Source organism: Dulcicalothrix desertica PCC 7102 (genome assembly GCF_003991905.1).
Classification (GTDB): domain Bacteria; phylum Cyanobacteriota; class Cyanobacteriia; order Cyanobacteriales; family Nostocaceae; genus Dulcicalothrix; species Dulcicalothrix desertica.
In genome coordinates this window covers 356,318-371,666 of the sequence record NZ_RSCL01000007.1, presented here as the reverse complement: position 1 = coordinate 371,666, position 15,349 = coordinate 356,318, and the positions used below count along the sequence as shown (strand labels likewise).

Annotated in this window: 12 protein-coding genes; 3 read left to right on the top strand and 9 right to left on the bottom strand. The window is 38.7% G+C overall.

What is annotated here, in order from left to right:
• Nucleotides 1–73 precede the first annotated feature (73 nt).
• The 3 genes from DSM106972_RS17285 to DSM106972_RS17275 all read left to right on the top strand — a co-directional run bounded on the left by DSM106972_RS17285 (nucleotide 74) and on the right by DSM106972_RS17275 (nucleotide 4,279).
• The gene (locus DSM106972_RS17285; protein ID WP_127081846.1) at nucleotides 74–577 is read left to right on the top strand and encodes a hypothetical protein; all 504 of its coding nucleotides are present in this window, start codon (nucleotides 74–76) and stop codon (nucleotides 575–577) included.
• A gap of 281 nt (nucleotides 578–858) precedes the next feature.
• A complete protein-coding gene (locus tag DSM106972_RS17280; RefSeq protein WP_127081845.1) occupies nucleotides 859–3,531 on the top strand; it encodes a DUF8738 domain-containing protein in 2,673 nt (890 codons plus the stop codon).
• A gap of 136 nt (nucleotides 3,532–3,667) precedes the next feature.
• A complete protein-coding gene (locus tag DSM106972_RS17275) occupies nucleotides 3,668–4,279 on the top strand; it encodes a gamma-glutamylcyclotransferase (protein ID WP_233787070.1) in 612 nt (203 codons plus the stop codon).
• 13 nt (nucleotides 4,280–4,292) lie between these two features.
• Here DSM106972_RS17275 and DSM106972_RS17270 read toward each other — a convergent pair whose 3' ends face one another.
• From DSM106972_RS17270 to DSM106972_RS17230, 9 genes are all read right to left on the bottom strand, one after another.
• On the bottom strand, nucleotides 4,293–4,679 hold the full coding sequence (locus DSM106972_RS17270; protein WP_127081844.1) for an endonuclease domain-containing protein: 387 nt from the start codon (nucleotides 4,677–4,679) through the stop codon (nucleotides 4,293–4,295).
• Between the two features lie 339 nt (nucleotides 4,680–5,018).
• Nucleotides 5,019–6,341 (bottom strand): CO2 hydration protein CupA, encoded by a 1,323-nt coding sequence (gene cupA, locus DSM106972_RS17265; protein WP_127081843.1) that lies wholly within the window; start codon nucleotides 6,339–6,341, stop codon nucleotides 5,019–5,021.
• 125 nt (nucleotides 6,342–6,466) lie between these two features.
• Nucleotides 6,467–7,966, bottom strand: a complete 1,500-nt coding sequence (locus DSM106972_RS17260; RefSeq protein ID WP_127081842.1) for an NADH-quinone oxidoreductase subunit M — start codon at nucleotides 7,964–7,966, stop codon at nucleotides 6,467–6,469.
• Nucleotides 7,967–8,023: 57 nt separating this feature from the next.
• Nucleotides 8,024–9,910 carry an NAD(P)H-quinone oxidoreductase subunit F gene (locus DSM106972_RS17255; RefSeq protein ID WP_127081841.1) on the bottom strand — a complete coding sequence of 629 codons (1,887 nt, stop codon included), beginning with the start codon at nucleotides 9,908–9,910 and terminating at the stop codon, nucleotides 8,024–8,026.
• 583 nt (nucleotides 9,911–10,493) lie between these two features.
• Nucleotides 10,494–10,691, bottom strand: a complete 198-nt coding sequence (locus tag DSM106972_RS17250; RefSeq protein WP_127081840.1) for a hypothetical protein — start codon at nucleotides 10,689–10,691, stop codon at nucleotides 10,494–10,496.
• A 32-nt stretch (nucleotides 10,692–10,723) separates the two neighbouring features.
• The gene (locus DSM106972_RS17245; RefSeq protein WP_186538407.1) at nucleotides 10,724–11,737 is read right to left on the bottom strand and encodes a glycosyltransferase family 2 protein; all 1,014 of its coding nucleotides are present in this window, start codon (nucleotides 11,735–11,737) and stop codon (nucleotides 10,724–10,726) included.
• A 52-nt stretch (nucleotides 11,738–11,789) separates the two neighbouring features.
• Nucleotides 11,790–13,025, bottom strand: coding sequence for an ABC transporter ATP-binding protein (locus tag DSM106972_RS17240; RefSeq protein WP_127081838.1), 1,236 nt, complete (start codon nucleotides 13,023–13,025; stop codon nucleotides 11,790–11,792).
• Nucleotides 13,026–13,030: 5 nt separating this feature from the next.
• Nucleotides 13,031–13,870 carry an ABC transporter permease gene (locus DSM106972_RS17235; protein WP_127081837.1) on the bottom strand — a complete coding sequence of 280 codons (840 nt, stop codon included), beginning with the start codon at nucleotides 13,868–13,870 and terminating at the stop codon, nucleotides 13,031–13,033.
• Nucleotides 13,871–14,042: 172 nt separating this feature from the next.
• Nucleotides 14,043–15,314: a glycosyltransferase gene (locus DSM106972_RS17230; RefSeq protein WP_127081836.1), complete on the bottom strand. Its 1,272-nt coding sequence runs from the start codon at nucleotides 15,312–15,314 to the stop codon at nucleotides 14,043–14,045.
• Between the last annotated feature and the right edge of the window lie 35 nt (nucleotides 15,315–15,349).

The window sequence follows — 15,349 nt, the reverse complement described above, 5'->3', positions numbered from 1 at the left end:
TTTAGGAAGATTTTTCTGGGTAATTTTGCTGATATTTTCTTTATTGTGCATCAAATTATAGTCAGGGCGTGAAATGATAGGTCTACTTAAAACACAACGAGAACCAAAACGAGATACAGCTAGCTCAACTGCTGCCATAAAAACACTAGCAAGGTCAATAATGGTAGCAAGCGGTGATTTTTCGTTACTTTTAGCTTGCTGCAATTCTCCACAGCGACAACAGGATATAGTTAGTTTGCTGTATGAGTTTTCATCTGTGGATATTAAAGAGATAGTTTTACCTCCAACGGCTGATACACTGTATACGACTATTGCAACTACATTGGGTTCTACTCAACCTGAAGCTTTGATGGTTAGGGGTTTGGAGTCAGTCATTTCTATTAATCAATTAATTGTTTCTACGAACCTCATGCGCGATGAGTTACGTAAACAGTTTCATTTCCCTTTGGTACTTTGGGTCAATGATGATATTGTACGCCGTTTGGTATGGCTGGCGCCTGATTTAAAAGACTGGGCTGCATGTACAATTCGTTTTGATGCTACAGCGTCGTTTAATCAACGGTCTTTGTCAGCGTAAAGACGCTCCGGTTCCTCGCGTCTCTACACTAATCTACATATCTACATATAAATACATAGCCTCACTCGCCCTTTTTAAAGTTTCTGTGAAAACAAAGGAACAAAGGGCGAGTAAGTTTGCGTCTATTTTTGTATATCAGGGCAACAATACTATATTTATTTTGTTTAATATTTCGTCCCGAACAGTATAAGTTTAGGATGAAGAATTTGTTGTCGTTGACAATTAATCATCTACCAGAAATTAATGACTAACGATTAATTACTGCTCCTCCAGGTTTGACTATGAAAAGCAATATCACTAAAAATTCTATCATGAATCAGCGGCAAAAAGTTACTGCTTTGGTATTAAGCGGTATTTTGTCAGTTAGTAGCAGCGTCACATTAATTAAGACTGCTACAGCGGCACCTATAAATTCTGCATCAAACGTTACTAAAGAAGCTATAAAAGTCAGCGCTACTCGTAATTTACCTCGTTCGGTCAGAAATGCCGTTATTAGAGACTTATCTCGGCGCCAAGGTATTTTACCAGCAAATATAAGTATAGTTGAATCTACTGAAAGAACTTGGCGTAATGGTTGTTTAGAGATAGCAGGTCCCGGTGAACTTTGTACACAAGCGCTGGTTCCAGGATGGCAAGTTTTAGCATCTGACGGTCGCAACAATTTTGTTTATCATACTAATAACAATGGTCGTGTTTTACGTGTTACTAATCGAAATATTGCTGATAATCGCAATAACACTCGTTTACCCAATAGAGTTCGTGATGCTGTAATTAGAGATGCATCATCTCGTTTAAGAGTGCTACCCAGACAGCTTAACATTACTCAAGCACAATCACGAGATTGGAGAGATGGATGTTTGGAACTCGCTGAACCTAACCGAGCATGTAGTCAAGTAATAGTTTCTGGTTGGCGTGTTGTTGTTGGTATTAAAAACGTAAGTTTGGTTTACCATACTAATGAAAGTGGTTCTACTGTTAGATTAAATAGAACTGAAAGCGATGTTAATAACAAAGGTTTATCTGATAAAGCTGAACGCGCAGTTTTAAGAGCTGCTGTTAGCAATACAGGTTTACCAGTTTCTCAATTAGAAATTGCAAGTGTTCAACAAATAACCGTTGATGGTTGTTTGGGTTTAGCAAGACCAAATGAAGCTTGCACTAAAATAGCACAACCTGCATTTCGTGTCACAGTAGAAGCAGGTCAACGGCGCCTGGTGTACCATGTTTTACCAGATGGTTCACAAGTAAGATTAAACTTAGCTGCAAGTAATATCAAGCTGCCCCAAGTTGCCAGTGATAGAATATTACGGCGCGTTTCTGAAGGTACAGGAATACCTGTAGCAGCATTATCGGTTGTTAATATCGAAAGTGGAAAATGGGAACAAGGACGTAATTCATCATATATATGGAAAGTAACTGTAGGTAACGAGCAAGACCGTTGGGTTTATTTGAGTAATGAGAACGGTGAGTCTTTACAGTTATTGGCAGAAGGTTTACCAAAAGCTGCAAGAAATGCAGTTTTATCTAAAGCTGCCCAAACTGCGGAGTTACCACAAAAAGATTTTGAGCTTGTTTCGTATAAGCGCAAGCAGTGGTTCTTTGGTTGTGAAGACCCAGGAACTTTACCTGCTTGTACACCGATACCAGTATCTGGTTGGGAAGTTAGCGTTAAACCAAACAACGTTCGTGATGCATGGGTTTATTTGGTTAGTGATAATGGGTCACAACTCAAACTAGTGCAAGGTGGTAGACAAGACCAGGTAGGTAGTAATGTAAATATACCGATAAATATTGCTGATGCTGTATTGCGTGATGCTTCTAAATGGTCGGGACGTTCAGAAGATACATTCAGAATTACTTCTTCACAAAAAGTAACTTTCCCTAACCCTTGTAATTTAACTTTCAACCCCATATGCGACAGGTCATATCGTCCTACTCCAGGTTGGAATGTTACAGTTGATAGTGGACTTGGCGCCTGGACTTATTTAGTAAGTGCAGATGCTAAGATTGTAAATCAAGACCAGACACCAGCTTTGGCGCCAAGGCTTGCAGAAGTAATTAAACGCGATGCGTTAAGACGTTCTTCGGGTAATGAACTAGCAGACCTTCGTGTAACAAACATCAAGTTAGGAAATTCTGAGAGATTTGATGCAGAAGTAACTGTATCGGATGGAATGCAAAATTGGGTATACGCTGTTGATAAAGAAAGTACTCGTTTTGAATATCTACCTGTAGCTAGCATACCAAGAGCGATAGTAAATAGCGTATTAGCAGATGCTCAAAAACGCGCAGTTGCGAAAGTTAATGTATCGACTAAAAACATTACAGGCGCCGAACAAGTAACTTGGAAGAATGGTAATCTTGGTTTGAATGGAAGCTCAACTACCTCTTCATCAGTAAAAGGATGGCGTATCACCGTAGCAGTTGGTAGAGAACGTTTTGTTTACCACACCAATAATTTTGTTGGCAGTGCAAATAATAAAATTGCATTTCAATTAAATGAAGATGCTAGCAGAATTGCAGATGGAGTAGCAAACGGTGGTGTACCAATACCTACACGTGAATTACCACCAGCATTAACAAATGGTGTAATATTCCGATATGCAACAACAGGTGGTATTGTTGGCAGAACCTACGAAACAGTTTTACTCGAAGATGGGCGCCTTATTCAAACCCGTTTAGATGATACAAATGATTCGGAGCGCAGAGTCTTCCGACTTTCTATTGAAGAAACAAAACGCTTTGAACAGTTATTAAAACGGCAGGCAGAACTATTCCAAAATGTTACTTACCCTGCACCAAGCGGCGCCGCAGATTATATCACTTATACTCTTACCAGTGAAGATGGCACAGTTCAGTATAATGATACATCGAGCCAAAAAGTACCAGACAACTTAAAGGTTGTATTAAAAGCTTGGAATGACTTAACAGCAACAACACTCAGCAATAGATAACCTCATCTTAAATCAAATTATCTTGTGGGATAGGCATCCTTGCCTGTCCCATTATTTATGCTATTCACAAAAAAACATTCAGGATACTTAAAACGATGTTAAAATAATACCAGTAGTCGCATTTATATAGAAATAGGTGAATAATTTGGGTAGCTTGGAATCACAGCATAGTGAAGAATCAACATTTTACTATTTTGCATATGGTTCGTGTATGTGTCCAGTGGACTTAAAACGGTCACTAGGTGAAAAAACTCATCTTTACGTTGTAGGTACTGGAACACTAAAAGGTTATCGACTAGGTTTTTATCGCTATTCACAAACTCGTAAATGTGGTGTATTGGATGTAGTACCAGACCCAAAAGCGAGTGTTAAAGGTGTATTGTACAAGTTACCTTGGCGCCTGAGCGAACAGTTAGACAAACGTGAAGATGTACCAAGAGGTGGTTATCGTCAAGAAATAATTGAAGTTCGCGCTCACGGTAAAATTTATAAAAATGTGCGAACTTATGTAGTTGTTAATAAACTTGCTACTGAAGTGGCGCCGAACGATTGGTATTTTGATATAGTTTTACGAGGCGCCGTTACTTGTGGGTTGCCAGAAGAATACTGTTGGAAATTGTTTAACCATATGCACCAGTTACAGCAACAGCAGCAAAGGCAAGTAATAGAGTCCAGATTGATCCCTCCAACAGAGCTTGATAAGGGGGGCTTTAACTTTTCTTGTTCCCCCCTTATTAAGGGGGGTTAGGGGGGATTTTAATTTAAATACTATCTACCAACTCTTCAATCCTTGCACATACTCCTTCAAAACTCTTCAAAACTTCATCATTTGTAAACCTTATAACTTTCAACCCATACCCTTCTAAAATTTGTGTTCTTTCTAAATCATAAGCTATGGCATCGTCTGTAAAGTGGCTATCACCATCAACTTCTATTACTAATTTTAAAGCTGCACAGTAGAAATCAACGATAAAATAATCAATTGGTCGTTGTCTGACCACTCTATATTTAAATGTTTTTAAGTAATTGTTCCATAGTTTCTTTTCTGCTGGTGTCTGGTTTTTTCTTAGCTCTCTTGCTGTTTGTTTTAATTCTGGGTTATATGGTAAGTAATAACGTGTTTCAAGTAGATGTTTTTGCTTTGGCATTTTTAAGTAAAGCGCTCGTTGTATGTTGAGTCTATGTTGGGAAGGATATGGTTAGTAACTGTGGTTATATCTAATTTTGTTTGAAGTTAATGTTTACTTTGTTTAGCTTTTGATAAAAAGATGGGAGAATTTTACTAGGTTTGTAGCTGATGTCAGTAGATTTATGAAAGTTGATTTGATTATTATTATCTTTTTATTTGCCTTTTTATCGTTAAAATCCCCCCTAGCCCCCCTTAATAAGGGGGGGACAAGAGGGGTTGTTTATTGATATTGGTAGGGATAAATACGACAATTTGCAAAAAAAGCCCCCCCTTATTAAGGGGGGGTTGGGGGGGATCATTAACGATAATCAGGGCTTTGAATTTGGCGTAAGCGTGCGGCGTCTCGCATTCCATATTCAGGACGGCAGAAGCGACCTATTTGCATTTCAAAGAATTCGCGGTTTGCTTGTAAGTGTTTGGGGTTGGGGTCGTCTAATGGGTATAACAAGGCTGTTCGCAATGCTTGAATTACTGCTGACGTTACGTTATACATTGACCGTTGGAAGGTAATACCTAATTGAATTAAGATGTCCTCGTCACCACGGCAATGTTCTAGGTAATAGTCTTTAAGATATTTGGGTAAGAAATGCAACATGTCTTGCATTAATAATGTTGGTGGAATACCAGCGGTACCTACTGGGAATACATCGGCGTAAAGGATTCCGTAGTGGAAGTCTGTTTGTTTGTCGGGTACTTGTCCGGCTTGGGCGTTGTATGATTTTGTACCACGGAATGGTGCAGTACGATAGAATACGGCTTCTACGTAAGGTAGTGCTGCTTCGTATAGCCAGGTAAAACCTTTTGATTTGGGAATGACTTCGTAGCATTCACCGTCTACGTATACGTGGTGATAAATTGGGCGCCCAGCAATAGCGAAAATTCCATTTACCAAGAAGTTCATTGCGTCGGGTACACCTTTGAAACCACCTTCATCATAAATATCTGACATTTCAAAGAACACAGGCGCCATTACTTCCCAGAATAAACCTAGGTTCGAGTAATATGACATTTGGCGGCATTGTTCAATGAACATTTCTGGGAATAATTTGTACATTCCCATCATTAAAGGATTGCGTTTGAAGTATGCTTTAATAGCACGGTCAGCGTTAGCGCGGTATTCGTCAGAGTCTAGATACGCATCAAATTGGTTGACAGGAGCGTACATGTGACGATGCCATAACATCGCACGCATACAAGCTTCGGCAAACTCCATATTTACCCGGTCATGCAAAAGGTGATGGAGTAGCTTTGGCATTTTGGTTGTTTCACCTTTTTCCATGAACTCTAAAAGTTCAGGGTGCGCTGTTGCAGGACCACGCCAAATTCTTAAGTCAGCATCATCACCAGCATAATGGTTGTGACGCTGTAAGTATTCATCTGAAATAAAGTATTTGAAAAATGGGAATGGGTCTAAGAATACTTGTTCGGCAATATAAAGTAAGTCACGCCAGTAAAAATCCATTGGCACAGCGTAAGCTTTATATATACCAATGATTTGCATCAAGTTTTCTGGTGTATCTGGCAGCATTGAACCACCCGCTTCTAAACGATGAATGACATCGGCAAACTCGTGAGTTGAAGGTGGTAGTTTAGTAGTTTGTTTTTCAGGAGTTAATACCATCGAGATTCCTTTATTTTAGATTTTAATGGGGGCGGGTTTACGATATCCTCGTTATAAAAGAAAGATATTGGTTGACCCGCCCTTACTTTACGTAGTTTCTAAGTATGAAAAGTCTCTACAATTTTTTATTTCATTGCTACTTGTGGGGTGACTGTTTTTTCTATGGCTGGAATTGCAGCAACCATTGCGGTGGTGGTTGGTTCACTCCAACGTACTAGGTTATTGGGCTGGAAACCTAGGTATATAATTAATCCTGCCAAGATTAAACCGGGAATTTTCTCTGACCACAATGTGCGAGGGTAATATGCTAAGTTGTTGTCTAATTTACCGAAGCAGGTGCGGTTGAGCAAAATTACAAAATATACTGCTGTTAAACCTGTGGCTACTACACACATTAGTGTGGGGATGGGGAACACAGCAAAACTACCTTGGAAAACAATAAACTCTGCTACAAACCCTGTCATTCCAGGAATACCCGCGCTTGCCATTCCACCAAGTACTAATAAAGCACTTGTTAAAGGTAAACCACGAATTGGACTCATTAAACCGTTGAGTTGGTCTAGTTCTCGTGTACCAGCTTTAGCTTCAACGACTCCAACAAGGTGGAATAGCATTGCTAAAATTAAACCGTGACTTACCATTTGGGCAACGGCGCCAACGAGTGCAAGAGGTGTACTAGCAGCAGCAGCGAGTAAAATGTAACCCATGTGACCAACCGAACTGTAAGCGACCATGCGCTTAATGTCCTTTTGAGCAACAGCTGTGACTGTTCCGTAAACGGCACTAGCGGCGCCCCAAATTGCTAAAGTTGGTGCAATAACGCTCCATGCCGAAGGGAACAGACCTAAACCAAATCTTAGTAAACCGTAAGTTCCAAGTTTTGCTAATACACCACCAAGAAGAATTGCTATTGGTGCAGATGCTTCAACATAAGCATCTGGCAACCAAGTATGGAATGGAACTAAAGGTATTTTTATACCAAAACCAATTACAACTCCAACCAAAAGGAGCAATTGTAGTCCACTTGACAAACCTTGAACCGAAATAGTGTCCATTGCAAAGCTTTTAGCGCCTGTCAACCATACTATTCCTAAGAAGCTTGCCAAAATCAAGGCGCCTGAAACCGCAGTATAAATTAAGAATTTAATTCCTGCGTAAGCACGTCTTTCACCACCCCAAATTGAAATTAGCAGGTAGAAAGGAATTAATTCAAATTCGTAGAACAAGAAGAATAGTAGTAGATTTTGTGCAGCAAACGCTCCTGCAACACCACCACTAATAAGTAGAATTAGTGAGTAAAAAAGTCTGGGACGCTCTGTTTGTTTACTACTGCTGTAAATGGCAATCCAAGTAAGAAAGCTATTTAATACCAACATCAGAATAGATAAACCATCTGCTCCCAGTTGATAGTTCAAACCAAGAGTTTCATTCCAAGGTAGATACTCAGTTAACTGCATCCCTGGATTGGTAACATCAAATTTGAGTAAAATAAACAGGTTCCAAAGACAAACTAGTCCTGCAATAAACAAGCTTACAAACCGAACATTACCCGCAGGTAGCTTTTTCGGAAGTAAGGCTACTACTAACGCACCTAAAATTGGTGCCCAAATTAAAACACTTAACATAAATTCATTTATTGATGGTCTATGGTAGAGACGTTACATGTAACGTCTCTACATGGTTTATTGAGGAAGTAAAGAAACAGAAGCGGACATTAAATGCATAAATTCGTCTCCCCAGAATTGCCAGGTAACGAAGGCGCCTAAAAGACTAACTCCAAGCAAAATGGTTAATGCGTAGAATTGTGTTTGCCCAGAGTTACTGTATTTGAGTCCTTCACCACCACCAAGGGAAATTAAACCAAATAGATTGACGATACCATCAACGACGAAGCGGTCAACAATATCGGTAAGTTTTGATATTAAATCGACACCCAACACTATGCTCGCACGGTACAGCTTGGGAGTGTAAAAATCGTAAGCTAGCAAGTTTTGTAGAGGTTGCAGCGGAAGTTTAACTGGTTTGGGAATGAAGTCACCTAAGTAAATCACACCACCAATGCTCACACCAAATATACTCGACCATATCAGCAATAAAGCTACATCTTTATTGAGTACTGCCCAAGAAGGTAGTAAAGAGAAGCTTTCTAGTATCAATGGTAAGTGCAATACAAATCCAGCTAAAATAACCATTGGTAATATCATTGGCCAGAAAACTTCAGGAGAGCGTTCACTCATTTGTTTAGCTTTACCACCCCAAATTAAACCAAATTCACGGGTTAAGCTAAATGCCGTCAAAGCATTAACTAAAATAATGACTCCAACTAAAAGAGGATTCGTTGTCCAAAGTGCGTCTGCGAGTTTGAGTAGTGCCCAAAAAGAACCCAATGGTGGGAAACCAATCAATCCGAGGGCGCCTACAATAAAAGCTAGACCAGAAATTGGACGACGCGACCACAAACCACCGAGTTGGGTGACATCTTGAGTAATGCTATTCCAAACAATTCCACCAGTAGACATTACTAACAATGCTGCTGATAAAGCATGGCTAAGTACCAGTAACAATGCAGCTTCATTTTGTTGAGTTCCTACAGCAATGAATATTAAACCCATGTAAGCACTTACTGAATATGACTGACAGCGCTTAACATCGATTTGTGCTATGGCAATAAGTGAAGCTCCTATTGCTGTTACAGAACCAACAGCTACCATTGCACTTGATACAAATGGCGATAAGCTAAATACTGGTTGTAACTCTACTAAAACCCAGGCGCCGGAAGCAACAACAACCGAGTTCCGCAAAATCGTACTGGGTACGGGTCCTTCCATCGCTTCATCTAACCATAAGTGCAATGGAAATTGCGCGCACTTACCCATTGGACCTGCGATTAATGCTAAACAAACTAAAGAAATTATTGTAGGGTTAACATTAGCAGTTTGTACCCACTGCGCTAAATCTGTATAGTTCCAAGTTTGTGCTAGAGGATATATACCCAATACACCCATTAACAAAATTAAATCACCTATCCGTTTTGTCAGGAATGCATCGCGCGCTCCTGTCACCACTAGAGGTTGGCTAAACCATAGTCCAACTAATAAATAAGTTCCTAGCGTTAATATTTCTAACACTACATAACTACAGAACAAACTATTAGAAAGAGCTAAACAACATAACCCCCCTTCAAACAAACCCAACAAAGAGAAGAAACGTCCCCAACCCCAGTCCATTTCCATGTAGCCGATGGCGTAAATCTGTGCTAAGAAATTTAATCCACACACTACAGTCATCGCAGCAACGTTGACGGATGTTACCTCTATATCTATTGATATATTTAACCCAGCCGTTGAAAGCCAAGGAATAAATATTTCTTGCGGTGGATGGTTCCAAGTCCCAGTTAGTGCTAAAGCGCTATGAATAAACGACGTAAACGTCATAACTAGGTTGGCATAACCAGCTGGTCTTGGGCCTGTGAGACGATTCACCCCAGGCGACCAAAGTAAGGCTATAAGCCCGCCCAGAAGGGCATAGCATGGCACCAACCAAATGGTGTCAAGCAAGTACTGTATCATTAACTTACCTCTAGAGAAAGCAGCATTAACTTAGGGGCACATCCCATCAACCTAAATTCAGGCACCCCAAAAATTGCAACTTATGCAAATTTATATTTAATTAATCTTATTAGTTATAGGGTAACTTTATATCGCTCAAAATGGAATTATTATTTGAAAAAAATCAACGATAGATGCTCTAACTTTTTCTTATATCAAGCATCATCAGTATATCTAATATTTACTATCGTATCTCGTCTATGGATTTATTTAACTCTATCCATCATGGTTCGCGCGTCAATCCAGCGTATTCGTTATCTATATCCTGACTATTAGGCTTTATTTATCATTTAGAAACACATTTTCTCTAGAAAAAGTATTTAGTTGTTTTAAACGCTTAATCGGAGATTTTTGTAAATAAGCAAATGTACTTTTATTAATATAACTTAACTTTTTCTAAAATCATATAAATAAAAATTAAATTTAATTATCATTATCATTATCATTAGTAACCTTGTGGAGTGGGCATCCTTGCCCGCTCTAATATAAAAACGTTAGGACAGGCAAGATGCCTATCCTACAAGATATAACAAGATATAAAAATTTATAGCTTGATGAATGAAGGTGTAAACTTTAAACCAGTGGTCTGAGTATATGTTACTAGTGGCTGATTGAGCATACCGACAGGCGCCGGTTTCATTTCTCCTCTATAATCAAGAAACTGGACGATGATTAAATAAGCGACAGCTAAAATAATAGAGATGGCGCCAGTAAGTACAGCAACTATTTTTGAGCGGTTCATTTCGATTTCCAATTTGAGCAATGATATTAATTTTACGTTGCATCCCCTAAGTTGGTGCTTTTGAGTCCTGCAAGTGTATCTATAATTGAATTTAGATGTTTTTTGGCAATTAGCAGACAGCAAACTATTTGTTCAGTACGTCGGAAACCGATAATAGCTCTCAGACGCCGATAAATACCATTTTTGCTGTTACCTTGAAAATCTGGGCAACGTTTGAGTGCAGCATCTAATAATTTTAAATATAGCGAGTAGTCTTCAAACAGCGAGTATCGTGCCATATCGAAGTAACCAGCAGCTAACGCACGTCGGTAATTACTCGAAAGTCGTTTATTTTGTATTAGTTTACGTTCTGCTTTTTCTAAGACAACACAGTGACCCATTACCCAGTGTGGTCGAGAAACTGTTGAGACAGTGACATTACCATAACGTCTATATATAGAATAGCAGCCAGGTTGATACATAACTTTGGCGCCACGCATGACAACAGAGATCAAAAAGTCCCTATCTTGTGCAGTGCTAAGTGTTTCATCCCATCCATCGCTACGTTCAATAGTTTTACGTGTGTAAAGTAAAGCTGCTACAGCAACCCACCATGTACCAAGTAAAGATTCAAGAATATCAGTTTGCTGTCCAGTAATTTTGATATCTCCAAGTGTGTAGCTACCGTTATTGTAATGATATTGATGGCGCCAATCTCCGTAAACAACATCGGCGCCTGTTGATTTTAAGAAATCAACTTGATGTTGTATTTTTTCTGGTAGAATACAATCATCCGCGTCTAAAAATTGTATGTATTCGCCTTTTGATAAAGAGAGACCAACGTTGCGAGCGTGGTTTCCTCCTGTGTGGGGAATACGGCGCCAGATAATGTTTTTATATTGTTTAGCGTAACTTTTGATTATTTCTAGAGAATTGTCTTTAGAACCATCATCGATAATGATAATCTCAATATTTGGATAAGTTTGCCATAAACAACTTACGATGGCTTCGGCTATCCAGTGACTGGCGTTGTAACAAGGTATGATAATTGAAACAAGTTTAGACATAATAATATAGTTGTATAATGAGTTGTAAGCACTGTAAGCACTGAAGTGCTTATTACGATGAGGTGTTTGTCACTTTCCAGGTGTGGGGTTGGTAGAATAGAGATTGACTAATAACTTGATTTGCTTTTACCGCAAATCTAAATGATTGGACGATATCTAATGATTGCACCCCCTGTTTAATATAAAGTTTGGCGTTGTATAAACCTGGCAGCAAGCAACAATATGGCATTTGCATTTGAATTTCAACGGCGCCACGATTAATTTGAATTAAGTTGTTATCACTCGCAGATGTAATATATAAAATACGTTCGTTTTGTCCAGATAAAGCCGAAATTATTACACCAATATTTAAATTATCGATATTTTGATTAGCTTGGCAATTAATAGCTAAGTTTGCAGGTTGACCGGATATTAATATTGGAATTATTTCACCTTGATTATCTTTAAAGCATAATGAAGTAATATCAACACCCATACTTTCGGATTCAGGTTTAGCTGGTAAATACATAATGCTCTCTGACTCAGAGTAAGTTACCATGTTTAAATCGTCTTCATATGCGCGAATTACATCAACGGTGTTACCAGATGTGATAATATTACCCTTTGCTAAATAAATCGAAGATTCACATACATTTAGTACAACATGTGGATTGTGAGCTACTAAAATAAAAGCTGTTCCCTGTTCCCGTAGCTGTGCTAACTTTTGATAGCACTTCATGCGAAATTTTATATCACCAACAGCTAATACTTCGTCGATCAATAGTACATCTGGTTCGATATGAACAGCGCAAGCAAACCCTAAACGTGCTGCCATTCCTGAACTATAAGTTTGTACAGGTGCATCAATGGCAGTATCAATTTCGGCAAAATCAATTACGTCTTTTAAGCGTTTGGTTATTTGTTGTGTCGATAATCCTAATATCGACATATTGGCATAAATATTTTCACGTCCTGTAAGGATGGGATTAAAGCCGGCGCCTAATGCAATGAGTGGCGCCACTCTACCACGCACTTTAATACATCCGGTGTCAGGTTTCATTAAACCGCTAATCAAACGTAATAAAGTAGTTTTACCCGCTCCATTGGCGCCTACTAAACCAAGTGCTTCACCTGGTCGTAGTTGTAAACTAATATTTTGTAATGCCCAAAATTCTCCATTACGTAGTTTATCGCTGTTTCTATTCGTACCTGTTATTTCTGTAATAATATCTTGAACACCATATTTTAAAGACTGTTTGAGATTACGACAGAATTTTTTGGATACATTCTCAACAATTAAATACGTCATATTTGCTAACCTACCCGCTCAACAACAAATGGCATCGCAAGACGAAAGGCAATCCATGTTAGAATTAACCCAATAAAAGTAATAATACTAACAATCCAAAATGCTGTAGATTGCGATAAGTTCCCGGTAGTGGCTAACTCGCGCGCTGTAACTAATAATGGTGTGACAGGGTTAAAATTTACTAAAGCTGCAAAAATACCTGTTTTGGGAACTGGATATATAACAGGTGTGAGAAATAACCAAAACCCTGTTATTAAACTTAGTCCTCTGGAAATATCTTGGTATAATAGACCGAGTGGCGCCAGTAATACACCAATTAATGTACCAAGTAAGATTAAATGAATAATTGCGACTGGGGCTAATATAATTGTCCAGGTGACTGGTATTTGAAACCAAATAAATAAGGCAATAATTAGAATAATTTTTATAGCGAAATTAAATAAGGTTTCTCCGAGTTTGGCTATAATTAAAGCCTCGCGCGGAAAGTTGACTTTTGCGAGTATTGGTCTTGCTTGTGTTACTGCTTGTAATGGTGCATTTAACGCTTCGACGAATGTTTGCCACAGTGCAGTGCTGAAGGTGACGTATGCTGGGTAGGGTATATCTGTTTTTCCTACTTGAATAACGTTTGCTTGGTTTGCTAGGGTAAATCCTGTTGCCATGACTATGGGTGGTAGAAATGCCCAAGTTATGCCAAGTAAAGATTGACGGTATTGTGAGTTGATATCACGTACCATTAGTCTCCATGCTAGTTCACGTGATGCGAGGAGGTCTTGCCACATTTCGCGAAGTAGTTTTTTAGGATGTCGGAGACTGCTTTGTGGTGTGTAAATAATTTCTTTCATTTTTGGAAGAGGTTATGTGTGTTGATATTTTTTTGTGTAATAGTTCGTTAGGAGTTTGTTTATTGGTTTGTCGAGGAGACGTAAGAGTTTGTTGGTGATTCTTCTGCCGATACGTGAGGGTATTTTACTGGTGATTGGGTTGATAATGGTCATGTGACGGCGCCATCCTAAGCTAACAAGTTAATTTAATCCGCTCGAATTCGCATTCTTGTTTGAGGATCAATTTTTGATATATTTCAACAAGTTCATCGTTGAGCTTGTTAATTTCATAATGTTCTTCTACAAAGCTTCTTGCTGCTTTTCCGATTTCTAACCAAGCATCCTGCTGTTCGATAAGATACATTATTTTTTCTGCAATAGCATCTGCATCTCGTTCAGGTACAAGAAAACCCGAAATACCATCTTGAACTAATTCGGGAATACCTCCGTGGTGGGTTGCGATAACTGGTAGTCCCATTGCCATTGCCTCTTTCAAGGTGTTTACAGGTGCGTCTTGGTTGCCATCTTTTGCAGTAACGCTAGGTGCTATAAATATGTGGGAGTTATTTAAAATTTCAATAATTTCTTGCTGGTTTTTTCTTCCGAGCAATTTAATCTTACCACTCATATTGAGCGAGTGTATCAATTCTTGTAGATAATTTTGTAAACATCCGGCGCCTATAATGTTATATTCAATATCTACATGTGGGTATTGTTCTATCACTTTGGCAACACCGCGTATTCCGTACTCAATACCTTTTTTCTCAATCAAACGACCTGTAGTAACAATTTTGATTTGACCGTTGTCATTTGTATAACGTGGTTCAAAAGCAAATCGGTTACAATCAATTCCAGAACCATGCACAACTATTTTATTTGGATCACAGCCTAGTTTTATCGCGCGGTTGCGAAAGAATTGGCAGTTACTTAGAAAAAAGTCACCTTCACGGAACAATTTTTTATAAACATCGTCTCCATATTCTTTAACATACCAGCTAATATCATACCCACGGAGCGAAGTAATTAACTTACCTTGAATGGCGCCTATCTCACATAATATGACACCTTCAATACCGAACATTCCAAATTGACAGTGAATAATATCGTATGCTCGTGATGGTAGTAGGGGTATAACTAAATAGAATAACCTCAACGAAGCTGCACGCCTACCGTATTTCAATAAATTCAGCGACCGCAATATTATTTTATATGAGGAGCGGAACTCAAACGCCAATTTTATCGCCAATAGCAGGCGCCATACATAATTCTTAGGAACAGACGGAGCATAATATGTATGTTCTAATAAGTTGTAATTTAGAACATCAGGATGAATTTTGGGTGTATCATCCGTTTCACGTGCGTAAATATCAACTTGATGTCCACGCATGATTAAACCAACAGCTTGATTTAAAACAAAAGTTTCGGTTAATACAGGAAATTTTTCAACTATAAAAGCAATTTTCATAGCTTAACTAACAGCTTACTTGCTGTTTATATGCT